Here is a 26093-nt window from a genome sequence, read left to right on the forward strand (position 1 = left end):
TCTCCTCCTATAATCTTATAATAGCTCCTATTGCATTTATAAACTCACCAATCGGTTCTTCTAATAGCTCCTTTGAAGAAAAATCAACATTATTTAATTTTGTTATTTTTTCTACATTAATCTTTAACTTTTCTTCCATATATAAATCTATACCTTCGGTATTAGCTACCCCACCATATATATAAATCTTACTTATTTCTATACCTGATGATTTATTTACATAGAACTGTAGTATTCTTTCAAGTTCTTCTAAACCTTCATCTATAACTTGTCTTATTGTTGTATTTACAATGTCATCTTCTCTTATATCTAATAGGTTTCCCTTTTCAATTTTCGTAGATTCTGTTGATTTTATTGACATATCTAAACTTTGACTTAAGGCATAATTTATATTATCTCCGCCAGTCTTTATTATTCTAGTAAAATCTAATTTACCATTTTTCAATATAGTCACATTAATAGAGGTTGCTCCCATATCAACAAAAGCAACAGCACCACCTAAAATTTCTCCATTATCTTCGTTAAGGTTTGAGTAATTAACAATTTTATTTAAAGAATTATATGCAATATCTAAACTATATGGGTTTAATTCTAATGAATTTAATAAATCATAATATGCATATACCATTGTTTCTGGATAAGAGATAACACTAACTTTTAATTTAGCACCATCATCATCTATAATTTCATCTAAAACTACAAATTGAATTATATAATCGTTTAGATTTATAGGTAGATATTGTTTTATTTCATATCTTATTACAGTTTCCATTTCTTCTTCTTCTACCTTAGGTATTACTATTTCTCTATTTATTACTAAAGATGAATTTGTAGTACATATTACATCCTTAATCTTTATTCTATTTTCTTTTAATGCAAATTGTATCATATCAGCTAAAGCTTGCTTACCTAATATTTTTCCATCACCTACTGTTCCCTCTGGAGTTGGTATGTCTATTAACTTATTTATTGTAAGCTTATTTTTAAAATACTTTCCAGTTACCATTTTTATAGAACTTGAACCAATGTCAAAAGCTAAAATATTCTTTGGTTTTTCCATACTAGCTTTAACCATCTTTTTAAATTTACTATTCGATGTAGCTTTGCTTGAACTACTATTTTTTGAAAATATCTTATTTAAATCTTTTATATCCATTTCCCCTAACTTTTTAAGCTTAGAAAAATCTATTTTCTTTTTTTCTGACATCTTTTCACCTCTTCTATATGTTACTTCTTATTTCAAATTATATGTTAAAGTGTAAAGCTAGATAGCTTTACACTTTAATTTTTTCAGTTTTTACTATTTGTTTTATTATTGTGGATAAGTAGTACCAGCACTAGCTTTTAAAGCTGTAACTGTTACGCTACCTGTCTCATCTATAGTAATTGTAAAATATCCACCTGCTGTACCTGATTCATTTTTAGGTATATTTTGCAAATATTTTTTTATAGCAATTTCTTCTCCTGCAATAGACTCTGTATCCTTTACATCCTCAATACCATCTAATAATATAGTTTTAGCCTTCTTATCAATAGCATTTTTAACTGCTCCCTCTGTAATTAAAATAGAAGTAGCTGAATGTATAGTTTTTGCATTTGCTAAATCTGCTTTTATTCTAGCATTTTCTCTAACTTGCCCAAATTTAGGTAATGCTACTGCTGCTAATATCCCAATAATAGCAATAACGATGATTAACTCTATAAGAGTAAATCCTTTACTTTTCTTTTTCTTGTTTAAAATTTTAATCATTAATTATTCCCCCTTGAATTTTGTTTGTTTATCTATTTAAATTTTTAATTTAAATCTACATTTCGCCGTACATATTAAACATTGGCAGCATTATAGAAATAACTATAAACCCTATAGCGACTCCCATTACTACTATTAGTAGTGGCTCTATAAGTGCTGTTGTCGTTTGTATTGTTTGTTCCACTTCTTCATCATAAAAATCTGCTGTTTTATTTAATATGTCATCTAGAGATCCTGATTCTTCTCCTATACTAACCATTGAGGCTAGCATTTCCGGGAATATATAACATTCTCTTATTGGTTCGCTTAAGCCATCTCCCCTTACTACTCTTTCTGTAATTTTAAAAATCTCACCTTCTGCTATTTTATTTCCTAAAACACCTGCAACTATCGGAAGTGCTTGTACTAAAGAAACTCCTGATGATAATAAAGTAGATAAAGTTCTTGTGAATCTTGAAACTATTATTTTTTTATTTAAATTACCTATAATAGGAAATTTTAACTTTATTTCACTTAGCCTCATTAGACCATTCTCTGTTTTCTTATAGAACTTAAATGCAATAATTGTTAATATTATTACAAGTATAATAAGCATAATATTATTACTTAAAAATTTACTTATACCCATTAATATCTTTGTTGCTAATGGTAATTTTATACCTTCTGTTTCAAACATTTCAATAAATGTTGGCATAACAAAGGTCATAATAAACATTACTGCACTTACTGCAACTACACTTAAAATAGCTGGGTATGTCATTGCCGCTTTAACTTTATTATTCATTTTAGTTTCTTTTTCAAAATGAACTGACATTCTAAGCATCATTTCATCTAAATTACCACTAACCTCACCTGATTCAATCATGCTAATTAGAAGTTTAGGAAATACAGTGCTATGTTTTCCCATTGATTGTGAAAGCATTTCACCTTTTTTAACTGCTTCTTCAACTTCTGCTAAAGTAGTTTTTAACTTTTTATTTGAAACTTGATTTGAAAGCATATTAAGTGCGTTATTTATAGATACACCGGCATCAAGCATTGTGTACATTTGTCTACAAAAAATAGACATATCCTTAGAGGTTACTTTTTCACGAAATTTAAATTCAATTTTAGCACTTTCAATAACTTCTTCAATTTTCAGTGGATAATATCCATTAGATGTTATCATTGAAATAACATCTTCTTCACAATTGGCTTCATAGTCCCCATCTATTTTCCCACCATCTTTTTTCATAGCTCTATATTTAAACTTCTTCAAGATTTATTCACCTCCTATATATCTGTTAATAATGTTATATTCGCTAGTTCATTAACTGTTGTTACCCCTTGCAGAACTAACTTTTCGCATTCTTTTCCAAGTGTACTCATTCCATTTTTTATTGAAATATCCATAAGTACATTAGGATCTCTAGTTGTGTTTATAGCATCTCTATGTTCCCTTGTTATCTCCATTATTTCATAAACACCACTTCTACCTAAATACCCCGTATTATTGCAGTATCCACATCCATTTCCTTTATAAAGAGTTAAAAGCTTGTCCTTCTCAATTTTAAGTATATTTCTCTCATATTCTGATGCCTCATATGATTCTTTACAATGGTAACATATGTTTTTGACTAATCTTTGAGAAATAACTCCTGCAATAGATGTTGCTACTAAATAAGGTTCTATCCCCATATCTATAAGTCTTGTTACTGATGACGGAGCATCGTTAGTATGTAATGTAGTTAAAACTAAATGCCCTGTAATAGCTGCTTTAGTTGCTATTTTAGCAGTTTCATCATCTCTAACTTCTCCAATCATTACTATATCTGGATCTTGTCTTAATATACTTCTAAGCCCACTTGCAAAACTCATACCAGCTTTTGTATTCACATTTACTTGGTTTATTCCATTTAGGGTATATTCTACGGGATCTTCTATTGTAACAATATTAACTCCATCTGAATTCAATTCACTTAATAGAGTGTATAAAGTTGTCGATTTTCCACTACCTGTAGGCCCTGTAACTAGAACTATTCCATGAGGGCTTACAATTATATTTTCTATTTTTTTAAGATTTTCCTTAGTAAGTCCAAGTCTTTCTTTTCCGACTTTATAACTACTTCTATTTAATATTCTTATAACTACTTTTTCTCCATTTACTACTGGTAAAATTGATACTCTTAAATCTACATCATTATTACCCACTTTAGTAATTATTCTTCCATCTTGTGGCACTCTCTTTTCTGCTATATTTAATCCCGCTAATATTTTTATTCTAGTCACTAATGGAGCTAAACTTTCTTTCCCTAATATATTAACTGTTTGAAGCTCTCCATCTATCCTGTATCTAATTCTTATTTCATGTTCATAAGGCTCTATATGTATATCAGATGCTCTCATTTCTACCGAATTTTTAAATAGATGCTCAATCATTTTAACAACTGGAGCATTCTTAATATCATTCATTTCTTCAATATTTTCTACTATATTTTTAGAATGTATAGTTTCTTTTAGCAATTGTTCTGCTGCTATACTTACTTCCTGACTACTATAGTTAACTTCAATAAACTTTTGTATCTCACACTTTTTAGCAATAAAAGATTCGACAATTAATCCAGTAGATATCGATACATCATCTATTGCAAAAATATTTAATGGATCTGCTAATGCAACTTTTATTTTAGTCCCTTCGAATCCAAAAGGAATTAGCACATATTTGTTACATAAATTTTGCGATACAAGCTTTATAGCTTTTTTATCATATTTAACATTATTTAAATCTATTCTTTTAATTCCTGTTTGACCCTCAATTGCCTGTATTATATCGTCTTCAGATACTATGTTACTTTCAATTAACACCTCTCCAAGTTTTTTCCCTAACATTTTTTGAGTTTTTAAAGCATTTTGTAATTGAAATGGATTAATTTTACCTGCATCTACAAGTATATTACCAAGTCTTTTTTTTTCACTAATTACCATAAAACTCACTCCTTGTCCACATTTCTTTTTCATTATTTTTCCAAGATTACTATTTATTATATAATAACTTTTTTTGAAATTCAATGAATTTTTGGTAAAATATACTATTAAATTTTATTAAATAGTATTAAATTAATTATTAAAAAACTGCTTTGATATATATATCGAAAATTGCAGATCCCCACATCATAGTGATAATTGAGCCAATCGCTAAGCAAGGTCCAAATGCCATTTCGCTTTTTCCAGTTTTATTCTTTAAGCAAAGAATAATTACACCTGTTATTCCGCCTATTAAAACTGATAAAAACAATGTTATACCTATTCCTTTTACGCCTAGAAACAATCCACAAACCGTTGCTATCTCTATATCACCCTCACCCATGCCCCTTGTTAAAATCACGATTAAGAATATAATACCAAAGCCTATAAGCGCACCTATTAAACTATCTACTACACCATTCTTGTGCATAACCCAAGTTATTATTACAAAAACAAATCCAGTAACTAATGCAAATATTGTCGTTGATCTATATACAAACTTAGTATCGTAATCTATCATCCCTATAACTATTAAAATTGATGCTAGAACACAATATTTAATAAATACAATTGTAATTCCGAATTTTAAAAATAACATACAATATATAATTCCATTTACAAGTTCAACTATAGGGTATCTTATGGAAATTTTCTCTTTACACATTCTACATTTACCTTTTATAAATAAATAACTTATTACCGGAACTAAATCTTTCCATTTAAGCTCATACCCACAGCTTGTACAATGCGATGGCGGATATGAAATAGATTCCTCTCTAGCTATCCTATAAATACATACATTTAAAAAACTACCTATAATTAATCCTATTAACAACACAAATAATATCATTTTAACTCCTCCAATTTTCATAATATTCTGTTTAATGTAATTATAAGCAAAGATTCAAAAAAATCTTTGCTTATAATTACATTAAACCTATTTTATTAAAATACTCATTACACTTTGTTCATCTATTATTTAATTGAGTTTATATTAACTACTTCATTACTATCACCTATAGTAAATGTATAGTTTTCAGAATCTATTACGTTATAACAATCTTGAACCGTTTTATTAGATGGATCTAATAAATTTATATCTTCATCTGTTATAAGTCCTCCTAATTTTGTTTTTATTTCATTTATTTTTTTACTTTTTTCAATTAAGTTAGGTGATTTTGTATTAACTGCTTCTACTGATATTACAACCTTCCTTGCTTGTTCAATAACTCTAACTTTTTTTGATTCTTTTATGTACGAGGTTAAATTGGGAGTTACTATAGTTGCTAGTATACCTATAATTGCTAGTACAACTACTATTTCTACCAGCGTAAACCCCTTACTTTTACCGCTTTCACTATTTTTAAACACAGCTTCATCCTCCAATGATTTTCATATAAAAATTTCTTAAAGTAATACTTGCGACCTTTATTATATTTTAATCTTACTAATATTAACTTTCTACATACTTTCCTAACTTTCTTCTTTTATTCACACATTCTATTTTATAATAAATTAATTATAAATTCTACTTTTTTAATTTATTATACGTTAAAAGAGCCTATAAACTAATATAGGCTCTTTTAAATTACTTTTAGTACATTCCATCCATTCCCATTCCTGGTGCTCCACCTGGTATAGCAGATTCTTTTTGTGGAATATCTACTACTGCGGCTTCTGTAGTTAAGAATGTTGATGCTACTGATGCTGCATTTTGAAGTGCTGATCTTGTAACCTTAGTTGGATCAACAATTCCTGCTTTAATCATATTTACATAAGTTCCATTTAATGCATCGTATCCCATTCCTACTTCACTATGCTTTATCTTTTCTATAATAACAGAACCTTCAACGCCTGCATTAGTTGCTATTTGTCTCATTGGTTCTTCTAAGGATCTTACTATTATATTAATTCCTACTTGAATATCTGCAACTTCTGAAGTTAACTTTGAAACTTCATTAATTACATTTACATAAGCTGTTCCACCACCTGGAACTATACCTTCTTCAACTGCTGCCTTAGTTGCATTAAGGGCATCTTCTATTCTTAGCTTTCTTTCCTTAAGCTCAGTTTCTGTAGCTGCTCCAACTTTTATAACAGCAACTCCACCAGCAAGTTTAGCTAACCTTTCTGTTAACTTTTCTTTATCAAATTCTGAAGTTGTTTCTTCTATTTGAGATTTTATTTGGTTAACTCTATCTTTAATTAGGTTCTTATCACCTCTACCATTAACTATAGTAGTACTTTCCTTAGTGATTTTCATACTTTCACATTGCCCAAGCATATTTAAAGTTACTTCTTTAATATCTATTCCAAGCTCTTCTGCAATAACTTGACCGCCAGTTAAAATAGCTATATCTTGTAGCATTTCTTTTCTTCTATCTCCAAAACCTGGTGCCTTAACAGCAACACAAGTAAATGTCCCTCTTAGCTTATTAACCACTAAAGTAGCCATAGCTTCACCTTCAATATCTTCTGCTATAAGCACAAGCTTTCTCCCAGCTTGAACTATTTGTTCTAATATAGGAAGTATTTCTTGTATGTTTGCAATTTTCTTATCAGTTATAAGAATTAATGGATTATCTAAAACAGCTTCCATCTTTTCTGTATCTGTAACCATATATGCGGACACATATCCTCTATCAAATTGCATACCTTCAACAACTTCAAGCTCTGTTCCCATTGATTTAGATTCTTCAATAGTTATAACACCTTCGCTGCCTACTTTCTCCATAGCATTAGCTATTAATTCACCTATTTCTTCATCTGATGCTGAAATAGCTGCAACTCTTGCAATATCATTTTTTCCTGATATAGGTTTAGAAATATTTTTAATTTCTAAAACAGCAGTATCAACAGCCATTTTTATACCATTTCTAATTAACATTGGATTTGCTCCAGCTGTTACATTTTTAAGACCTTCTCTTATAATTGCTTGAGCTAAAAGAGTTGCTGTAGTTGTACCATCCCCTGCAACATCGTTAGTTTTAGTTGCAACTTCCTTTACAAGTTGAGCTCCCATATTTTCATAAGGATCTTCAAGTTCTATTTCTCTTGCTATTGTAACTCCATCATTAGTTATAAGTGGCGAACCAAACTTCTTATCTAAAACTACATTCCTACCTTTTGGTCCAAGAGTTACCTTTACTGTATCCGCTAATTGATCTACACCTCTTTGCATAGCTCTTCTAGCTTCTTCTCCAAACATAATAATTTTAGCCATAAAATTTATCCCCCTCTATTCTACTATCGCTAGTATATCTTCTTGTTTTAATATAGTATATTCTTCTCCAGTTACCTTTACTTCTGATCCTGCATATTTTGAGTATAAAACTTTATCTCCAACTTTAACTTCCATTTCTACTCTTTTCCCATCAACTATAGCTCCAAGCCCTACTGCAACAACTTCTGCTTCTTGTGGTCTTTCTTTTGCAGCTCCAGTTAGAACTATACCGCTTTTTGTTGTCTCCTCTGCTTGTAACTTTTTAATTACTACTCTGTCTCCAAGTGGTTTAATGTTCATAAAAACCCCTCCTTATAATATATATTATTCTTTTCTTACTAATAATATTAGCACTCTTTGCTCAAGAGTGCCAACAATATTATAATTATTTTTTGCCAAAATTAGCTATAAACCGCTTTCCTTTTACCACGCTAAATATAAATATTACTCCACATACTATTCCTATTAGTGCTAACATCACCAAATTATCCTTAGCTATATTACCTCCAAAGAAACAAGATATAAACAATCCTGGTGTTCTCCCTATCATTGATATTATTAAAAAGTCTTTTAGGCTTATATCTGTCACGCCACATATGTATCCTAATATATCTTTTGGGATTCCTGGTATTAAGTACAATATAAACACTAATTTTTTAAATTTCCCTGGATGTTTTTTAATTTCTTCTATTTTTCTAAATATCCATTTATCTTCGCTAAATACTATTTTCTCCACAAATTTTTTCCCAAGTATTCTTGCTAATATAAAACTAAAAGCACTTCCTATTAAAATTCCTACAAATGATAATATATACCCATTAAAAGACCCAAATATATATCCACCAGCTATTTGAACTAATTCTCCTGGAATAAAGAAAATTATAATTTGTGCAATTTGTATAACTATATATGCTAAAAATGAATAGTTACCAAAACTTAAAATTAATGATTTAAGTTCCTCTGGGTTTCTAAAGTAATGAGCATACTCTGTCAAATACTTTCTAAATGCTAATATTAATATTAAAATTATAACTAATCCTACAATTTTATTTTTTTGTTTTTTCATAAAGTTAATTTGTTTTTCCAAGTATACTCACCCATCCTTTTGTAATCTTCAAAGAAATAGCAAGCCAATATGCTAGTGCATTTTTTATCTTGGCTTGTTATTTTTTATATGCCTTATATTTCTATTCTCTCTCTAAATTTATATTCTTATACTCTTCTATCTTTTTATTATCTAAAACAGCCTTTATTGTTGTACCTAAATTTATTTTTGTAAATGGTGCTTTCGCCTTCATTGCTGTTGCTAATGTTCCAGCTCCGTTTATGCATCCGCCTTCACACATCATTCCCTCTATAAAATTTCCTTGAAGCTTTCCTATTTTCCCCATAGTCATTGCTTTCTTAATTTCAGCTCCGCCACTTACCTTTACAGGTTTAAAGTCTATTTCTAATTTTTCACCCTTAACATAGTTTTCTATAGCTGCTGTTAAACCTCCATGGACCCCAAAGCCCCTTCCAAATATAGACGCATCATCAACTATTTCATCAGTACATTCTGCTACCTCAATTTCAAAAGCTGAGAATAGTGCCTGTAACTCTTCAAAAGTTAAAACGTAATCTACTGCATCTTTTATACTTTCTCGTACTGCTTCACTTTTTTTAGCTGTACAAGGCCCTATAAATACAACTTTCGCCTCTGGATCTTGTGATTTTATATATCTTCCTGTTGCTACCATTGGAGATACTGTTCCTGAAACTTTATTAAGCTCTCCTGGAAACATTTTTTCTACATATGTTAAGAAGCCTGGACAGCAGGAGTTTGTCATATATTTATCTCCATTTTCCATTCTTTCTATAAATTCATTACTTTCATGAATAGTTACTGCATCAGCACCGCAAGCAGCTTCTACCATATCTTTAAACCCTAATTTTTTAATTGCATTTTTTATTTGGCCATAAGTTGTTTTCATTCCAAACTGACCTGTAATAGCTGGTGCAACAACTGCATACAGATTTTTACCCTTAGCTAATCCTTTAGCTACTGGCACAATTAAACTTTTATCTGATATAGCTCCAAAAGGACAGGCAGACATACAAGAACCACAGTTTACACAAGTCTCTTCCTTTATCATAGCTTTTCTATCTTCTGGATCTATTTCTAAAGCTCCTGTTGGACAAGAACCCTTGCAAGGTCTCATAACATCCGATATAGCATCATAAGGACAGGCTTTTTTACACATACCACATTCCTTACATAACTCTTGATTTATATACGCTCTTCCATTAATATAGCTTATTGCACCAAAATTACAAGTCTCCTTACATTTATGTGCCAAGCAATTTCTACAAGAATCTGTTACGTTATATCTATTTATTGGACATTTATCACAAGCTGCTTCTATTACATATATTATTTGATCATCTGGACTAATATCTATAAATTCATCATTAACATTATCACCATTAGCTAAGTACCCAGCTGCTAATTTCGACCTTTCTAAAACTATAGCTCGCTCCTTATAAACACAACATCTATATTGAGGCTTGTCCCCTTTAATTATCTCATAAGGAATTTTTTCTATTTCCAAAGGGGTTAATTTATCTTCTTTTGCAAGTTTTGCAACTTCTGTTAACACCTCATGTTTTAATTTTTTAAGTTGATTTTCAAATTGTATCATAATTTCTATTCTCCCCTCTTAAATTTCTATATTTATTATACCATTTTTTTCCCTATATTTTAATTTGTTTTTTTCAATTTAGTCATCTTAAAATATAAATGGTCTAAGTATTTGGTATTTCCAAATACTTAGACCATAGTTTTATTATTTACTAATTTTTTTTTAAAGTTCACTTACAGCGTATATATAATCATCTATATATTCGCCTATTCTATCCTTTAATAGATTTATTGCTGTAAGCTCCATTTCTCCATCTCTAATCTTTTTATATTGATTATGCATAAATTGGCTTACTACCGTTATAGGAATTTCTACTAAATTTAAGTTCTCTATCATTTTTTCTAATGCATAATTAACTTCTTCTCTTGGCATATAGTATCTACATCTATCTGACAGGCTATATCTTCTCTCTAATTTAACCTTTTCGCTCTTTCCTGAATAATGTTTTTCCCAATCCTTGGGGTATTTAGCCATATTAAAATCTAATATATCTATGAATTTAGATAATTCAACGGATGAATTATATTTTAACAATTCATTTTCTATATTATTAAGGGCAAATGCCCCTTCTCTAAATCCAAAAGTTAATGCTGGGCCTACTTTTAATATACTAAATCCATCTTCAACCATTTCCATTAATGCCTTTGGTGATTGATAATCTGTTGAATGTGCTTCAAAAACTAATTCTGGGTAATCTTCTAAAGCTTCCGTCAATGCCTTTGCCTTATCTCTTTTGTATCCCCATACATAATCACTACTAAATTCTACACCTGGTTGAACAACAATCCCAACTATATAATCCCAAGCACTTTCTATTCCAATTCCCTTAAATTCTTGCTTAAATGTTTCTATTGTAGTTTTTAAATTTTCAACCTTAGTAACAGCTATGCCTTCTTCTTCCTCATCTGAAGCTTGAGCTCCACCTGGAATTGGAACTTCACTTCCTATTACATAAACAGGATGAATTGCAGCAGGTTCTTCCTTTGCCAATTCACTATATGCCTCTTCTGATACTTTACACAGGAAAGCTGCTCTTTTAGCTATTAGTATATCATTATATATTCCGTTTTCCTGATCTCCTTTTAGGGGCATACTTGTATCTATGTGTATTTTAGTAAATCCAGCTAATACATATGCTTTAACTAATTCTTTAGCGTTTTCCATGGCTTCTTGTGGTTCTATGTTTGTCCAAGTTAATGGGCCTAAATGATCGCCACCTAAAATTATACGGTCTCTTGGAAATTCATTATTTTTAGCAAGTTCGTATATATAATTCACAAAATCTTTTGGTTTCATTCCTGTATAACCGCCAAACTGATCAACTTGGTTAGCTGTAGATTCTATTAATAGATATAACTTACTATATCTTAATCTATCCATAGAAGCTTCAATAACATATCTATTTGAACTACATACCGAAAAAATCCCTGCTTTTTCTCCATTTTTGTATTTACTCACAATTTCTTTAATTGGATGCATATATATCTCCTCTTTTCCAATATGCCTTTAGCATACTAAATAATTTTGCAATTAAATATCTTAAGCTTTTCCATTACTTCCGCATACCATTATTTTATGCTTAACTATTTCTCTCATAGCTTCTTTACCTGGAGTCATATATTTTCTTGGATCATTTGCTTCTGGATTTTCTATAAAGTATTTTTTTACTTCATTTGAAAACGGTATTTTTAAATCTGTAGCTACATTAACTTTACATATTCCTAATGATATAGCTTTCTTAACTAATTCATCTGGAACATCTGAAGCTCCATGTAAAACTAAAGGAACATTTACCTTTGATCTTATTTCTTTTAATCTTTCAAAATCAAGCTTTGCTTTACCTTTATATAATCCATGAGCTGTACCTATAGCAATTGCTAAAGAATCTATACCAGTCTTTTCTACAAATTCTTTTGCTTGATCTGCATTAGTGTACATTGAATCTTTTTCATCTACTATTAAATCATCTTCTTGTCCACCAAGTCTTCCAAGTTCCGCCTCAACTGTCGCATCAAATCTATGTGCATATTCAACAACATCTTGTACTGCTTTGATATTGTTTATAAAATCCTCATGTGAAGCATCTATCATAGTTGATTTAAATCCCAAATCAACATAATGTTTTATTTCTTCAATATTTTCATAATGATCTAAATGTATTGCTATTGGTATATTATATTTTTCAGCTGCTACTTCAGCCATCCCTACAATATACTCCCCACCAGCATATACAATTGTTGACGGTGTTCCTGCTAATATAACTGGTGAATTTAATTCTGCTGCTGTTTCAACAACAACTTGTAGCGTCTCTAAATTGTGAATATTAAATGCGGGCACAGCATATCCACCTTTTTGTGCTTTTAATAACATTTCTCTTGTAGATAATATTTTTTTCATTTAAATCTCCCCCTATTTCATATTTTTTCTATATCCCATCGATTTCTTCTACTGCTTCTTCTCTTTTCTTTATTTTAAATATTTTTATTGCACTTGTCCCTGCATCTACTGCCATTTTCAATAACTCCAAACTGCACATTCCCGTTCTGCATAATGAAACTTCAAGCAGCATTCCTAAATTAGTTCCAGCAATTACTTCTATATTTTTTTCTTTTATTTTCTGACTTAACCCAGCCGCTGCTCTAAAAGGCGAAGCCCCTGCTAAATCTGATAAAACCAACACTTCATCACCTAATTTATTAATAGCTTCTTCTATCATTTTTTCTAATGATTCCGTAGTGTCCTCTTCAAGGAAATCTACTCCTATAACATTTTCTTGTGCCCCTGCAATAAGTTCCATAGAACTTATAAGACCTGTTGCAAACTTACCATGCCCCGTTACTATTATTCCAACCATAATAAAGCCTCCATATCATTATTGTTTCATTTTTTATTTATCTTAATTTTTTATCATATTTGTGTATTGTTACACCTTGTACAACTCTATTAACTGTTCCATCAGGTCTTGGATTATCTGGAGATATTCCAAGTTTCAATGAGCTAAATAACCCAAACATTTGACCAAGTAGCATATAATTAAATACAGTATATATTTCAGGAATATCTTTTCCATCTATATTTATATATTTAGTACACAATCCATTTAATTCTTCATTATTCTTATAACTCATAACGCATAACTTATGATTTCCTAAATCATTGTGTATTTCTCTTATTAGATCCATATCATAAAGATTTGTATGCTCATCTGTAGAATTCATTATAATCACTAATGTATTATCATTTATTATTGATTTAGGTCCATGTCTAAACCCTAATACCGATTCACAAACTGTAATTGTCTTTCCACTAGTTAACTCTAGATTTTTAAGAGCCATTTCTTGACATAATCCTTTTAACGGGCCAGATCCTAGGTAAACTACTCTTTCGCAATTGTAATCAACTAATTCTTTTACATCTTTCCAATTATTATTTAAGATATCGATTCCTTTAGCAGTTACAATATCAACATACGCTTTATTTTTTTCTAAATTTTTAATATCAAACACTAATAATGACGCAAGTAGCATACAGCTAAATGAGCTTGTCATTGCAAAGCTTTTATCATTTGATTCCTTTGGCATTAACAAACATAAATTATTACTACTTTCTGCTGCCTTCTTTGCTAGTTGTCCATTTTCATTGCAGGTAATTACCAGTTGTGCTATATCATTAACATTATTTTTAAATATATCATAGGCTCCTACACTTTCAGGACTATTGCCAGATCTTGCATATGATACTAATATAGTAGGTGTTTTCTCTTCTATATATTTTTCTGGATTCGATACTAAATCTGTTGTAGCAATAGCCTCCACTCTTACATTTAGTTGTTTTGCTAAATGAAGTACTATTGTATCTCCTACATAATCTGATGTACCTGCACCAGTTAATATTATTCTAGTATTTTTAGTTAATTTCTTTCCTATAAATTCTTGAATTTTTTCTTTACTTTCATTTACTATAGAATATACTTTTTCCCACATTTCAGGCTGTTGATTAATTTCTGTTGCTGTATATATAGCACCTGCATCATCCACACTTTTTTTTGACATTCCAAATAACATATTTACCCCTCCATACTGTTAATGTCATCATTACCAGTTGTTATAAATTTTTTTATTTCTTTTTTCTATATTTTTTTATTTTTAGCATTTTATTTTGTATTACTTAATTGAACTCTATACTTAAATTTGTCCCCTCTTGCTATTCCTACAGTATACTCTATTATTTTACTGCCTTCACAGGTGAACCTCTCTATTTTCAAACTTGGTGAACCCTCTTTAATTCCTAAATAGACACTTTCTAATTTATTTGTAAGAATAGGCTCAAAAACTTCCTCTGCTGATGTTATCCTAGCATTATATTCTGATAAAAATACTTCATACATTGGATTTTTTTCTAATTTTTCTTTTGTTAATTCCTCGAACCTTCCAAAAGGTAAGTATGTTACTTCATACATCATAGGAATTTCATCTGCTTTTCTTATTCTAGTTATTTTATAAACAAGATCATCTTTATTTTGTTTGAATATATTAGCCAATTTTTCTCCTGATTCTCTTAGTTCAAATCCTATAACCTCTGACTTTGGTTTCCTACCTGCTTTTTTCATTTCTTCTGTAAATGAGTAAAAAGATATTAAATCTTGATTATATCTCTTTGGTGATATAAATGTACCTTTTCCATGAATCTTATATATATAATTTTCCTTTTCTAGTTCATCTAACGCTTGCCTCACTGTTGTTCTGCTTAAATCATAAGTTTCGCAAATTTCTCTTTCTGAAGGCAATTGATCATTATCATCCATTGTTTTTTCTATTTTACCTATTAAGACTTCCATTAATTGTGAATATAATGGTGTTCTAGAACTCTTATCAATGATTTCCATGTTCTTATCTCCTTATACTTTTTCATATAAACTATATTTATACAAAAATTAAAAACTAATTTATATTAATTGTTTATAATGGTAATTACCACTTGTATTTATTCTAAATCTTTCGTTATATATTGTCAATTACTTTTTAAGACATTTTTAAAAAAATAACAAGGACTACACCTTTTAGCCTTGGCATAGTCCAATTTTTTAAATTTTTATAATATATTCACACCAACAAATATTACTCCGATATACTTAGCTACTACACCTAGTATAACTGTAAAGAATATTAACTTAATTGGTGAATATCCTTTCTTTAATAATTTGTATATTAATAAAGTATATAAAAGAGGTAATAAGTTTGGCATAAGTTTATCAAGAACATCTGCTTGAATTGCAACTACCGCTTTTCCTGCTGTTAAAACTAAAGGAGTTTTTAAGGTAACCATTGAAGCTATAAGTCCGCCAACTACTGTTAACCCTAATATTGAAGCTGCATGTGAAATTTTCTTAGTTTGTTCTTTTAATGTTGCAATAGCACTAACACCAGTGTTATAACCATACTTCATCAAACCAAATCTTAAAGAAAAATGTATTACATTAAATAATACCAAAAAGACTATAGGTCCTGCTGGGTTACCTTCTTGAGCTAATGATATTCCAATACCAGCACAAATTGGTAGCGCTGTTAACCAGAATAATGCATCTCCGATTCCACCTAAAGGTCCCATTGTAGCAATCTTTATTGCTCTAATTGTATTTCTATCTTCTTTATTTTCTTCCATGGCTACTACAAGTCCCATTATAAATGTAATTAAGAAGGGATGAGTGTTAAAGAACTCCATATAATCGGTCATCGCTGACCCTAAATCCTCTTTATTTTTATGAATTTTCTTTAGACCTGGAATCAATGAATATACGAGTCCACAAGCCTGCATTCTTTCAAAGTTAAAAGAAGCTTGTAACAAACATGAACGCCATGCCATTTTGTTTAAATCTTTTTTAGTAATTACTTTTGGTGTACTAGTATCCTTGTATTGATAATTAGATTCCATCTTCAAACTCCTCCTTCACTATTTGTGTTCCTCTACTTTCACTTGCATAATAATCATACATGGCTATAGCTAATCCTACTAAAGCAAGTCCTATTATTGATATTTTAAACCATGTAACAAGTACAAACCCACCTATTAAGAAACAAACATACTCTTTCTTTAACATTATTTTTAATAACATTGCAAACCCAATAGCTGGCATCATTCCACCTGCTACTGATAATCCTTCAATAAAAGGTGTTGGTATCATTCCCACAATTGTAGCTGCTTTATCTGCACCAAAGAATATTGGTAAAAATCCACATATGAAGTAAGATATAAATAATATTGCCATTCCCATGTAATTAATTCTTTCTATTCCACCTGTATCCGCATCAGCCGCATATTTATCTGCTTTATGCATTACTGGAGAAAATGCTGTAAATAATAAAGTTATACCAGCTTGTGCTGCTACTGCAAAAGGAACTGCAATACCAACCGCTGCTGCCGGTTCTAATTTAGCAAGTATAGCTATACTTGTACCAATTATACCCCCTATAACCACATTTGGTGGTTGTGCACCTGCCAAAGGCACCATACCCATCCATACTAATTCTAATGTAGCTCCTACAATAAGTCCTGTTCTCATGTCTCCTAAAATAAGTCCAATTACTAGCCCAGTTACTAGTGGTCTATGAATGTGAGTTAACCCATCAAACATATCAATACCAGCAATACCAGCCCAGATACCGATTAATAACGCCTGTACAAACATAAAATTTTCCTCCCCTTTTATTAATTGTTTTTTTTAAATATATTAATTTAAAATAAACACAATTTAAACTAGAAATATTTTATTAATGATATTTTAAATATGTTTTAATAAATCTACTTCCACTCTTTCATCTGGAACTCTTCTTTGTTCTATTTTCACTCCTAATTCATGTAATTTTCTTAAAGTCTTCTTATCATCTTCATCTAATGAAACTGTTGATGATATTTGTTCTTTCCCTTCACTAAAATGCATATTACCAATATTAATTTCCGTTATTTTCACGCCACCTTCTACTAGTCTTAACGCATCTTGTGGTGTTTTACATACTAAAAATATTTTTTGTTTAGGTGATGCTTTTTCAATTACGTTAATAGTCTTTTCTATCGAAAAAAATCTTGTTGCTATACAGTCTGGAACTACCATTTCCATTAAACTTTGTTGTATTGTATCTTTTGATACCTCATCATTAGCAACTAATATTAAATTAGCGCCTAAATGATTTACCCAAGTTACTCCAACTTGTCCGTGAATTAATCTATTATCTACTCTTGTCAATAATATATTTGCCATGTTGCACCTCCATAAAATTAAAAGTTAACCTTCAATACCAGTTACACTTATTCGTTATTGGTAATTACCACTTGTCTCTATTGTAAAAGTTTTCACTTATCTTGTCAATACTTTTTTCAATTTATAATACACTTTTTCTTTTATTTTAAGGCATAATATTAATTTATGCCTCAAAAACAAATAGAACTACGATTTTCATAAAAAATCGTAGTTCTATTTGTTTTTATTATTACAGTTTATTTTTAAGCAGTTAATTACCAGTAGTTATATTTTTTCTAAATAATACCTTATAAGTAAATAAACTTATCATAGAAATAATAATTAAAAATGTAGCAGTGTAATCAACCGATGTAGCAATCATAACCATAAAGTATATAATCATATTAATACAAAACATTATTACTAAACTATATATATTAAATGTCTTTTGCTTATTTTCTAAGATTATCATCATTTCTTTTTCTGTTAATTCCTTATTTTTATATTTGCTAGCAAAATATTTAGTACTTATTCCAATCATTATTTTTTTAGTTATAAAGTCGCATATAAATATACTAACCGCTCCAGCTATTGCAACTATAAATATTGCAAAAGTAGAGGCTTGTAGTTTCATTATAACTGCAATTAACTTAAATATCAGAAATAATATTCCTCCAACTAATGATATTATAGGTAATGTTACAACCATAAATACGGATGAGGCTTTAAAATTATCCTTTAATTTATCATCTTTATTTATTAAAGACATTGTACCTAAAATTGATATAAAAGAAATTACTATTAATAAGACTATAGCTATTAAATATTTCATAATTACCCTACTCCCCCTTTTCTAATTATCCTCTCATACATTTTTTTATAATTAACATTCTACTTTATTAATATGACTTAAATTATAAATTATTAACATTTTTATTTAAACACTAAACCTTAATATTATTTTCTCTTGCATAGTAAAATAAATATTGTTGTGCAAGACCTGAAAGTGATCCAAATTTATTTCTTGCAAATATTCTCATTTTAGGTAAAGTGACATCTGGTGCCACGTAAAAGTGAATCATTGCTCTTTTTATCCAAACATCTACTGGAAATGATGAATGTTTCCCCATTGAGAATAACATTATACAATCTGCAACCTTTGCTCCTACGCCCATAAATTTTTGCAAAGCTATATGACACGAATCATCATTTAAATTCTTTATATATTCTAAATCATAATCTAATATTTCTGGTCTGGTTTCTTCTGTAAAATTATATTTATCTGGATTAAGAACCATATCTTCTTTTAATTCTATAGCTCCATTTACTCTTTCTATTGTGCTTATTATATATTTACTTCTAAACGAAGCACCTGTACCTTGAATTTCTTCTAGGCTAGCTTCTTTAATAGCATTTGGAGTTGGAAATGTATGATATTTTTTTCCTTTATACTCAATTTCATTTCCCCATTGCTCTGACATCTTCTTAATAGTTTTCATAATTGAAGGAATACTATTTCTTGCTGAAACTATAAAACTTATTAACATTTCAAAGGAATCTTGATTTAATATTCTAATTCCATATCCATACTGAACACTTTTCTTAAGAATTTCATCTTTTGAGAGTTCTAATTTTATAGTGCTATAATCTGTTTCTAAATCAAAATACTTAATCCAAATTTTTTTAAAATCCTCCTCATTAGTATTTAGTATTGTAACTTCATCGTCATTTTGCACCACTTCTATTACCTTACTATAGGCAACTATTATGTAATTTGTATCACTTATCTTTTCCCATCTGAAACATTGCCCACACTCTAATATTTGTTTTATACTGAAATTCTTTACTTCTTTTATTATAACTTTATCTGCTTTAAAAATAACCTCTTTAAAGTCCATAAGTTTCCCTCCTTCTAATTGATATATCTTATCGAAGATTATATCACATAAATTTGAATTTTCTAAATATTTTTTTACTACAACAACTTTATACTATAAATCACCAACTAAAAAGAGCCATATTTCAATAAACTAATTGAAATATGGCTCTTTTTTATATTTATGATCTTATTTTGAATAATCGTAGAAACCTCTACCTGATTTTCTACCAAGCCATCCAGCTCTAACATACTTTCTTAAAAGACTAGTAGCTCTATACTTAGTATCTCCTGTTTCACTGTATAAAACATCCATGATTGCTAAGCAAACATCTAATCCTATTAAATCACCAAGTGCTAAAGGTCCCATTGGGTGATTAGCACCATATTTCATTGCAGTGTCAATATCTTCTACTGAAGCTATTCCTTCTGCTAATATAGCTGTTGCTTCGTTTATCATAGGAATAAGTATTCTGTTAACAACAAACCCTGGAGCTTCTGCAACTTCTACTGGCTCTTTTCCAATAGCTATTGATAAAGTTTTAACTGTATCAAAAGTTTCTTGTGATGTAGCCATTCCCTTAATAATTTCAACTAATTTCATAACTGGAGCTGGATTAAAGAAATGCATTCCTATAACCTTGTCTGCTCTTTTTGTAGCTGATGCTACTTCAGTTATTGATAAAGATGAAGTATTTGAAGCTAAGATAGTTTCTGGTTTACAGATAAGGTCTAATTCAGCAAATATTTCTCTTTTAATCTTCATATTTTCAACTGCTGCTTCAACAACTAAGTCACAATCTGCAGCTAAATTCAAATCTGTAGTTCCTGATATTCTTGAAAGTATTTCTTCTTTAGCTTCTTCAGTCATCTTCCCCTTAGCAACTTGTCTGCTTAAACCTTTATTTATTCCAGCTATTCCTCTTTCAACGAATTCTTCTTTTATATCTCTAACTATAACTTCATGTCCTTTTTGTGCAAAAGCTTGAACTATTCCAGCTCCCATTGTTCCAGCACCAAGTACAAATATTTTTTCCATAATATATACCCTCCTAAATTTTAAATTTATCTACATCTATCCCTAGTTGAGGAAGTAGTACTTAAGGAACTTCAAAAAATAATTAGTCAGATTTCAGTTTATTTTCTTTCCGCTCCCTTACCCTAAATCCTGCTTCCTCATCCTATAATTTAACCATATATACAGAGTATTTCTAATCGAATATCCCTATTAATTCTCATAAATTAATATGTCCAATAATTAACTATAACTGCTTATTCAGCGTCTTTCATAGCCTTTGCTTGAGATATCATTTCTGGTAATACCTTAGCTACATCTCCAACAATTGCATAATCTGCAATTTTCATAATTGGAGCTCCTGCATCTTTGTTTATAGCTATTATCATATCTGCATCTTGCATACCAGCAACATGTTGTATAGCTCCTGATATTCCACACGCTATATAGATGTTTGGTCTTACAGTTTTACCAGTTTGACCAACTTGGTAAGCCTTATCGATCCAACCATTATCTATAGCTGCTCTTGAACCTGCAACAGTTCCACCTAAAACTTCAGCTAACTCATCTAATAGTTCGAAGTTTTCTTTTGTTGAAACACCTCTACCACCTGATACTATTATATTAGCTTCACCAATATCAACTATATCCTTGTTTTCCTTAACTATTTCAATAATCTTAGTTCTTATATCACTATCTACTAAGTTTACTTCAACTATTTCAGTAACAAATTCTGCTTCTGATTTTGGAAGTTTTGTGAAAACTCCTGGTCTTATTGTAGCCATTTGTGGTCTATGATCTGGGCAAGCAATTGTAGCCATTAAGTTACCACCAAAAGCTGGTCTTGTAGCTAAAAGATCCCCATGTTCACCTTCTACATCTAATCCAGTACAGTCAGCCGTTAAACCAGTTGATAATCTAGCTGCGACTCTTGGTCCTAAATCTCTACCAATGAAAGTAGCTCCAATAAATAATATTCCTGGTTTTCTTTCTCTAGCTAAGTCACAGATAACCTTAGTATATCCATCAGTTGTATAATTTTTTAATAATTCACTTTCAACAACTAGTACTTCGTCAGCACCATGTGTTCCAAGATCTTCTATTAAAGCCTTAACATTATCACCAAGTAAAAGAGCAGTTAATTTAACTCCTAATTTATCAGCAATTTTTCTACCTTCGCCAAGTATTTCAAGAGAAACTTTTTGAAGTTCTCCGCCTCTTTGCTCAGCAAATACCCAAACGCCATTATAATCTGCTATATTCATCTTTTTCCCCTCCTATAATTACTAGATATAGTGTCTTTCCTTTAATTTTGCTAAAACATATTTAGCAGCTTCCATAGGTGTTTCTTGAACTAATTCTCCAACACCCTTTAATTCTTTAGTCATTGATTTTTTAACCTTAGTTGGTGATCCCTTAAGACCAAGTTCTGCTTTATCTACTTCTATATCATCTGCTGACCATATAGTAATCTTTTTATCAGCTTTATCAAATATATATTGAACATTCATATATCTTGGCTCATTTAATTCTTTAATTGCAGTTAAAAGTACTGGAGTTTGAACTTTTATTAGTTCATATCCATCTTCTAATGATCTATTTATTAACAAACCATCTTCTTCAATTTTAACATTTTGAACATAAGTTACTTGAGGAATATCTAAATGTTCAGCTATTTCTGGTCCAACTTGCGCTGTATCTCCATCAATTGCTTGTCTTCCTGCAAATATTATGTCATATTTAACTTTCTTTAAAGCTCCTGCTAGTGCCTTTGAAGTTGCTAATGTATCAGCTCCTGCAAATGCTCTATCAGTTATAAGTATTGCTTCATCAGCACCCATACATAATGCTTCTCTTAAAGCGTTTTGTGCTTGAGGAGGTCCCATACTTATTACTGTAACTGTAGCTCCTGTAGCTTCCTTTATGTTTAAAGCCTCTTCTAATGCATGTTTATCTTCTGGATTTATAATTGAAGGAACACCCTCTCTAATAAGAGTTCCTGTTTTTGGATCAATTTTAACTGCTGCAGTATCTGGAACTTGTTTTAAACAAACTACTATATTCATCTATAATTCCTCCTTATCTTAATGCGCTACCTGCAATAACCATTTTTTGAACTTCTGAAGTACCTTCATAAATTTCAGTTATCTTAGCGTCTCTCATCATTCTTTCTACTGGGTATTCTTTAGTGTAACCATATCCACCAAAGATTTGAACTGCCTTAGTTGTAACTTCCATAGCTACTTCTGATGCTACAAGTTTTGCTCTTGCTGCATCAACTGCATATGGAAGACCTGCATCCTTTAAGAAGGCTGCTTTATAAACTAAAAGTCTAGCTGATTCAACTCTAACATCCATATCCGCTATCATCCATTGTAAACCTTGGAATGCTGATAATGGTTTACCGAATTGTTTTCTTTCCTTCATATATGTGCAAGCTTCTTCTAAAGCTCCTTCTGCAATTCCTAGTGCTTGAGCTGCTATACCAATTCTACCACCATCAAGTGTTTTCATTGCTACTCCAAATCCTCTACCTTCTTGTCCAATTAAGTTTTCCTTTGGAACTATACAGTTTTGCATAACTAATTCTGTAGTTGAAGATGCTCTAATTCCTAGCTTATCTTCATGCTTTCCTATTGAGAAACCTGGGAAGTCTTTTTCAACTATAAATGTTGATATTCCTTTTGTTCCCTTGCTTCTATCTGTCATTGCAAATATTATGAAAGTCTCCGCAACTCCACCATTTGTTATAAATATTTTTGAACCATTTAAGATATAGTTGTCCCCATCTAAAACAGCAGTTGTTTGTTGTCCGGATGCATCTGTACCTGCTCCTGGTTCAGTTAACCCAAAGGCTCCAAGCTTTTCACCTTTTGCAAGTGGAGTTAAATATTTAACTTTTTGATCTGCGTTACCAAATTGGTTTATTAATGATGCACAAAGTGAAGTATGAGCAGATACTATAACACCAGTTGTACCACAAACCTTTGATAATTCTTCTACTGTTAGGATATATGAAAGAGTATCTCCGCCAGCTCCACCATATTCTTTAGAAAATGGAATCCCAAGCATACCTAGCTTAGCCATTTTTTCAACGTTTTCCATTGGAAATCTTTCAGTTTGATCTATTTCAGCAGCAATTGGTTTAACTTCGTTTATAGCGAACTCTCTAACCATTTGTCTTACTAATTCTTGTTCTCTAGTTAATGTAAAATTCATTCAAGTTACCTCCTTATAATTAGGCTTTTTTTAGAAAATAATTAATTACTTTCTAAAAACCTCCTTACACTTTTTATTTGTTTGAATATTTATATTATTTTTTATTTATTTAATATTGCGACTATTTATTTTGGAAGTTTTTGGTTCTTCTTTCTATGAAAGCACCCATTCCCTCTACTTGATCTTCTGTCGCAAAACATTTTCCAAAATCTTCAGCTTCAATTACTATTGCACTATCTATGCCTACTTGCATTCCTCTATTAATTGCATCCTTACATAATTTAACTGCAATTGGAGCGTTAGCAATTATCATGTTTGCCATAGCTTTAGCTTCTTCCATTAGACTTTCTAAAGTAACAACTTTATTTACAAGACCTATTCTTAACGCTTCATCAGCCTTAATTATTGCTCCTGTATAAATTAATTCTTTAGCTTTTCCAATTCCAACAATTCTTGGCAGTCTTTGAGTTCCACCAAAACCTGGAGTTATTCCAAGCCCTGCTTCAGGTTGCCCAAATCTAGCTCTTTCCGATGCTATTCTTATGTCACATGACATTGCAAGTTCACATCCACCACCAAGTGCAAAACCTGATATTGCAGCTATTACTGGCTTTCCTAAGTTTTCTAATCTTCTGAACACTTTGTTTCCAAGAATACCAAATTCTTTTCCTTGCTTCTCATTAAGGTCTTTCATTTCAGCAATGTCAGCTCCTGCAACAAAAGCTTTTTCTCCTGATCCTGTAAGGATTACGCAGTAAATATCATTATCATTTTCTAAATCTGTTATAACAATATCTAGATCTGCTAATGTTTCTGAGTTTAAAGCATTTAAAGCCTTTGGTCTATTGATTGTAACAATAGCTAAATTACCTTCTTTTTCAAGAAGTACATTTTTTAATTCCATGCTTAAAGTCCTCCCCTTTTATATCTGCTTAATTTATTAAATTTATAAACTTAGCATAGTTAAAATTTACCCATTTAAATTTCTCATAAGTTGACTTGCTTTTTATTGAAGCCCATAAAAAAACCAATCGTTTTCACTAATCTTTGTTAATATTCTAACAAGTATAGGTAAAAAATAATCGAAGTTTTTAAACTTCAACTATTATTATAATCGTACTATTTAATTATTTCAATATTTATTTCAATTTTTCGATAATTTTAACAATTTAGTTTTTATTATTAACTCTTATGCAATAAATATATTAGCGTTAGTAAACTCTCTGACAGATGTACATTTTCTACAGTAACATCCTCTGGAACTACTAAATCTACTGGTGCAAAATTCCATATACCTTTTACTCCACCTGCAACTAAGGTATCGCATACTTTTTGAGCATTAATTCTTGGTACACATATCATAGCAATATCTATATCATTAACCTGAAGAAAAGGTTCCATATTATCTATATCTTGAATTTCTGTACCCATCATTCTTAAACCTGTAAGTTTCGGGTTAGCATCAAATATACCTTGCAGAAACAAACCTAATTCTGCAAACCTACTGTAATTTGCAATCGCTTGACCAATATTTCCAGCACCTACTATTACTGTTTTATAATCTTTATTTAATCCAAGTATTAAACTTATTTGCTTATATAAGTCCTTAACATTATAACCATAGCCTTGTTGACCAAAATCACCAAAGCAATTCAAATCTTGACGTATTTGCGAAGCTGTAAATCCGATTTTTTCCCCAAGTTCTTTTGAAGAAATTCTATCAACATCATTTTTCATTAGCTCTTGTAAATATCTATGATATTTAGGTAATCGCTTAATTACAGCCATAGAAATATTCTTTTTCTTTTCCATACTGTACACTTCTCCTTAACATTTTAGTTATTTTAATTTAATATATATAATAATATCATATCCTACTTATTTAATCTATATTTAAACTTTTTCTATTTTTAACTTTTAGCAGTTATCCATTTAACAAAGTTGTAAATTTTATTATTAAGGCATCTTCAAAAAATAACTAGATACATACTAGTCTTTTTTTGAAGATTCCTAATATAAAAATATTTTTTCATACTTTTAAATTTTATTATAATAACATCTGAAAATAATAATTTTTATAAAAAAAAGAGAC

26 protein-coding genes are annotated in these 26093 nt (G+C 30.2%); all 26 read right to left on the bottom strand.

Going from position 1 to position 26093, the window contains the following annotated elements:
• Window positions 1-7: 7 nt before the first annotated feature.
• Window positions 8-1207: a type IV pilus assembly protein PilM gene (gene pilM / locus J1C67_RS04045; RefSeq protein WP_089969472.1), complete on the bottom strand. Its 1200-nt coding sequence runs from the start codon at window positions 1205-1207 to the stop codon at window positions 8-10.
• Window positions 1208-1312: 105 nt separating this feature from the next.
• Window positions 1313-1750, bottom strand: coding sequence for a prepilin-type N-terminal cleavage/methylation domain-containing protein (locus J1C67_RS19625; RefSeq protein ID WP_279286190.1), 438 nt, complete (start codon window positions 1748-1750; stop codon window positions 1313-1315).
• Window positions 1751-1805: 55 nt separating this feature from the next.
• The gene (locus J1C67_RS04055; RefSeq protein ID WP_167866942.1) at window positions 1806-3008 is read right to left on the bottom strand and encodes a type II secretion system F family protein; all 1203 of its coding nucleotides are present in this window, start codon (window positions 3006-3008) and stop codon (window positions 1806-1808) included.
• 14 nt (window positions 3009-3022) lie between these two features.
• On the bottom strand, window positions 3023-4714 hold the full coding sequence (locus J1C67_RS04060; RefSeq protein WP_089969464.1) for a GspE/PulE family protein: 1692 nt from the start codon (window positions 4712-4714) through the stop codon (window positions 3023-3025).
• 139 nt (window positions 4715-4853) lie between these two features.
• A complete protein-coding gene (locus J1C67_RS04065; RefSeq protein ID WP_089969459.1) occupies window positions 4854-5603 on the bottom strand; it encodes a prepilin peptidase in 750 nt (249 codons plus the stop codon).
• Window positions 5604-5728: 125 nt separating this feature from the next.
• Complete coding sequence (locus tag J1C67_RS04070; RefSeq protein ID WP_089969455.1) at window positions 5729-6124, bottom strand: type II secretion system protein; 396 nt, start codon at window positions 6122-6124, stop codon at window positions 5729-5731.
• A 223-nt stretch (window positions 6125-6347) separates the two neighbouring features.
• Window positions 6348-7976 (bottom strand): chaperonin GroEL, encoded by a 1629-nt coding sequence (gene groL / locus J1C67_RS04075; RefSeq protein ID WP_089969452.1) that lies wholly within the window; start codon window positions 7974-7976, stop codon window positions 6348-6350.
• A gap of 15 nt (window positions 7977-7991) precedes the next feature.
• Window positions 7992-8276 (bottom strand): co-chaperone GroES, encoded by a 285-nt coding sequence (gene groES / locus J1C67_RS04080; protein WP_089969449.1) that lies wholly within the window; start codon window positions 8274-8276, stop codon window positions 7992-7994.
• 85 nt (window positions 8277-8361) lie between these two features.
• Window positions 8362-9042, bottom strand: a complete 681-nt coding sequence (locus J1C67_RS04085; protein ID WP_167866941.1) for a TVP38/TMEM64 family protein — start codon at window positions 9040-9042, stop codon at window positions 8362-8364.
• Between the two features lie 121 nt (window positions 9043-9163).
• Window positions 9164-10657: a 4Fe-4S dicluster domain-containing protein gene (locus J1C67_RS04090; RefSeq protein ID WP_089969443.1), complete on the bottom strand. Its 1494-nt coding sequence runs from the start codon at window positions 10655-10657 to the stop codon at window positions 9164-9166.
• A gap of 162 nt (window positions 10658-10819) precedes the next feature.
• Complete coding sequence (locus J1C67_RS04095; protein WP_207253559.1) at window positions 10820-12136, bottom strand: class II D-tagatose-bisphosphate aldolase, non-catalytic subunit; 1317 nt, start codon at window positions 12134-12136, stop codon at window positions 10820-10822.
• Window positions 12137-12196: 60 nt separating this feature from the next.
• Window positions 12197-13054, bottom strand: a complete 858-nt coding sequence (locus J1C67_RS04100; RefSeq protein ID WP_089969440.1) for a tagatose bisphosphate family class II aldolase — start codon at window positions 13052-13054, stop codon at window positions 12197-12199.
• 28 nt (window positions 13055-13082) lie between these two features.
• Window positions 13083-13511 carry a PTS galactosamine/N-acetylgalactosamine transporter subunit IIA gene (gene agaF / locus J1C67_RS04105; RefSeq protein ID WP_167866940.1) on the bottom strand — a complete coding sequence of 143 codons (429 nt, stop codon included), beginning with the start codon at window positions 13509-13511 and terminating at the stop codon, window positions 13083-13085.
• A gap of 37 nt (window positions 13512-13548) precedes the next feature.
• Window positions 13549-14721 (bottom strand): SIS domain-containing protein, encoded by a 1173-nt coding sequence (locus tag J1C67_RS04110; RefSeq protein WP_167866939.1) that lies wholly within the window; start codon window positions 14719-14721, stop codon window positions 13549-13551.
• Between the two features lie 89 nt (window positions 14722-14810).
• Window positions 14811-15542 (bottom strand): GntR family transcriptional regulator, encoded by a 732-nt coding sequence (locus tag J1C67_RS04115; RefSeq protein WP_089969431.1) that lies wholly within the window; start codon window positions 15540-15542, stop codon window positions 14811-14813.
• 206 nt (window positions 15543-15748) lie between these two features.
• A complete protein-coding gene (locus J1C67_RS04120; RefSeq protein WP_167866938.1) occupies window positions 15749-16588 on the bottom strand; it encodes a PTS system mannose/fructose/sorbose family transporter subunit IID in 840 nt (279 codons plus the stop codon).
• Window positions 16578-17342, bottom strand: coding sequence for a PTS N-acetylgalactosamine transporter subunit IIC (gene agaW / locus J1C67_RS04125; protein ID WP_089969425.1), 765 nt, complete (start codon window positions 17340-17342; stop codon window positions 16578-16580). The genes J1C67_RS04120 and agaW overlap by 11 nt, the downstream gene beginning before the upstream one ends.
• Window positions 17343-17435: 93 nt before the next feature.
• Window positions 17436-17912: a PTS galactosamine transporter subunit IIB gene (gene agaB / locus J1C67_RS04130; RefSeq protein ID WP_089969422.1), complete on the bottom strand. Its 477-nt coding sequence runs from the start codon at window positions 17910-17912 to the stop codon at window positions 17436-17438.
• Between the two features lie 250 nt (window positions 17913-18162).
• Complete coding sequence (locus tag J1C67_RS04135; RefSeq protein WP_167866937.1) at window positions 18163-18723, bottom strand: hypothetical protein; 561 nt, start codon at window positions 18721-18723, stop codon at window positions 18163-18165.
• A 112-nt stretch (window positions 18724-18835) separates the two neighbouring features.
• Window positions 18836-19789 (bottom strand): DNA-3-methyladenine glycosylase family protein, encoded by a 954-nt coding sequence (locus tag J1C67_RS04140; protein WP_167866936.1) that lies wholly within the window; start codon window positions 19787-19789, stop codon window positions 18836-18838.
• Window positions 19790-19957: 168 nt separating this feature from the next.
• Window positions 19958-20806: a 3-hydroxybutyryl-CoA dehydrogenase gene (locus J1C67_RS04145; protein ID WP_167866935.1), complete on the bottom strand. Its 849-nt coding sequence runs from the start codon at window positions 20804-20806 to the stop codon at window positions 19958-19960.
• 233 nt (window positions 20807-21039) lie between these two features.
• Window positions 21040-22047, bottom strand: a complete 1008-nt coding sequence (locus J1C67_RS04150; RefSeq protein WP_089969412.1) for an electron transfer flavoprotein subunit alpha/FixB family protein — start codon at window positions 22045-22047, stop codon at window positions 21040-21042.
• Between the two features lie 21 nt (window positions 22048-22068).
• A complete protein-coding gene (locus tag J1C67_RS04155; RefSeq protein ID WP_167866934.1) occupies window positions 22069-22848 on the bottom strand; it encodes an electron transfer flavoprotein subunit beta/FixA family protein in 780 nt (259 codons plus the stop codon).
• Window positions 22849-22861: 13 nt separating this feature from the next.
• Complete coding sequence (locus J1C67_RS04160) at window positions 22862-24001, bottom strand: acyl-CoA dehydrogenase (protein ID WP_089969407.1); 1140 nt, start codon at window positions 23999-24001, stop codon at window positions 22862-22864.
• A 121-nt stretch (window positions 24002-24122) separates the two neighbouring features.
• Window positions 24123-24905 carry a short-chain-enoyl-CoA hydratase gene (locus tag J1C67_RS04165; protein ID WP_089969404.1) on the bottom strand — a complete coding sequence of 261 codons (783 nt, stop codon included), beginning with the start codon at window positions 24903-24905 and terminating at the stop codon, window positions 24123-24125.
• 278 nt (window positions 24906-25183) lie between these two features.
• Window positions 25184-25813: a redox-sensing transcriptional repressor Rex gene (locus J1C67_RS04170; protein ID WP_089969401.1), complete on the bottom strand. Its 630-nt coding sequence runs from the start codon at window positions 25811-25813 to the stop codon at window positions 25184-25186.
• Between the last annotated feature and the right edge of the window lie 280 nt (window positions 25814-26093).

The organism is Clostridium gasigenes (assembly GCF_017348895.1).
In the GTDB taxonomy this organism is placed as follows: domain Bacteria; phylum Bacillota; class Clostridia; order Clostridiales; family Clostridiaceae; genus Clostridium; species Clostridium gasigenes.

What these genes read in the sequence shown, in the direction of transcription:
- J1C67_RS04155 (WP_167866934.1), bottom strand. Translation starts at nt 22,848, where the DNA reads ATGAATATAGTAGTTTGTTTAAAACAAGTTCCAGATACTGCAGCAGTT.
- J1C67_RS04095 (WP_207253559.1), bottom strand. Translation starts at nt 12,136, where the DNA reads ATGCATCCAATTAAAGAAATTGTGAGTAAATACAAAAATGGAGAAAAA.
- agaF (WP_167866940.1), bottom strand. Translation starts at nt 13,511, where the DNA reads ATGGTTGGAATAATAGTAACGGGGCATGGTAAGTTTGCAACAGGTCTT.
- agaW (WP_089969425.1), bottom strand. Translation starts at nt 17,342, where the DNA reads ATGTTTGTACAGGCGTTATTAATCGGTATCTGGGCTGGTATTGCTGGT.
- J1C67_RS04145 (WP_167866935.1), bottom strand. Translation starts at nt 20,806, where the DNA reads ATGGAAAAAATATTTGTACTTGGTGCTGGAACAATGGGAGCTGGAATA.
- agaB (WP_089969422.1), bottom strand. Translation starts at nt 17,912, where the DNA reads ATGGCAAATATATTATTGACAAGAGTAGATAATAGATTAATTCACGGA.
- pilM (WP_089969472.1), bottom strand. Translation starts at nt 1,207, where the DNA reads ATGTCAGAAAAAAAGAAAATAGATTTTTCTAAGCTTAAAAAGTTAGGG.
- J1C67_RS04150 (WP_089969412.1), bottom strand. Translation starts at nt 22,047, where the DNA reads ATGAATATAGCAGATTATAATGGCGTTTGGGTATTTGCTGAGCAAAGA.
- groL (WP_089969452.1), bottom strand. Translation starts at nt 7,976, where the DNA reads ATGGCTAAAATTATTATGTTTGGAGAAGAAGCTAGAAGAGCTATGCAA.
- J1C67_RS04135 (WP_167866937.1), bottom strand. Translation starts at nt 18,723, where the DNA reads ATGAAATATTTAATAGCTATAGTCTTATTAATAGTAATTTCTTTTATA.
- J1C67_RS04120 (WP_167866938.1), bottom strand. Translation starts at nt 16,588, where the DNA reads ATGGAATCTAATTATCAATACAAGGATACTAGTACACCAAAAGTAATT.
- J1C67_RS04140 (WP_167866936.1), bottom strand. Translation starts at nt 19,789, where the DNA reads ATGGACTTTAAAGAGGTTATTTTTAAAGCAGATAAAGTTATAATAAAA.
- J1C67_RS04165 (WP_089969404.1), bottom strand. Translation starts at nt 24,905, where the DNA reads ATGGAATTAAAAAATGTACTTCTTGAAAAAGAAGGTAATTTAGCTATT.
- J1C67_RS19625 (WP_279286190.1), bottom strand. Translation starts at nt 1,750, where the DNA reads ATGATTAAAATTTTAAACAAGAAAAAGAAAAGTAAAGGATTTACTCTT.
- J1C67_RS04060 (WP_089969464.1), bottom strand. Translation starts at nt 4,714, where the DNA reads ATGGTAATTAGTGAAAAAAAAAGACTTGGTAATATACTTGTAGATGCA.
- J1C67_RS04110 (WP_167866939.1), bottom strand. Translation starts at nt 14,721, where the DNA reads ATGTTATTTGGAATGTCAAAAAAAAGTGTGGATGATGCAGGTGCTATA.
- J1C67_RS04170 (WP_089969401.1), bottom strand. Translation starts at nt 25,813, where the DNA reads ATGGAAAAGAAAAAGAATATTTCTATGGCTGTAATTAAGCGATTACCT.
- J1C67_RS04160 (WP_089969407.1), bottom strand. Translation starts at nt 24,001, where the DNA reads ATGAATTTTACATTAACTAGAGAACAAGAATTAGTAAGACAAATGGTT.
- J1C67_RS04065 (WP_089969459.1), bottom strand. Translation starts at nt 5,603, where the DNA reads ATGATATTATTTGTGTTGTTAATAGGATTAATTATAGGTAGTTTTTTA.
- J1C67_RS04090 (WP_089969443.1), bottom strand. Translation starts at nt 10,657, where the DNA reads ATGATACAATTTGAAAATCAACTTAAAAAATTAAAACATGAGGTGTTA.
- J1C67_RS04100 (WP_089969440.1), bottom strand. Translation starts at nt 13,054, where the DNA reads ATGAAAAAAATATTATCTACAAGAGAAATGTTATTAAAAGCACAAAAA.
- J1C67_RS04085 (WP_167866941.1), bottom strand. Translation starts at nt 9,042, where the DNA reads ATGAAAAAACAAAAAAATAAAATTGTAGGATTAGTTATAATTTTAATA.
- groES (WP_089969449.1), bottom strand. Translation starts at nt 8,276, where the DNA reads ATGAACATTAAACCACTTGGAGACAGAGTAGTAATTAAAAAGTTACAA.
- J1C67_RS04115 (WP_089969431.1), bottom strand. Translation starts at nt 15,542, where the DNA reads ATGGAAATCATTGATAAGAGTTCTAGAACACCATTATATTCACAATTA.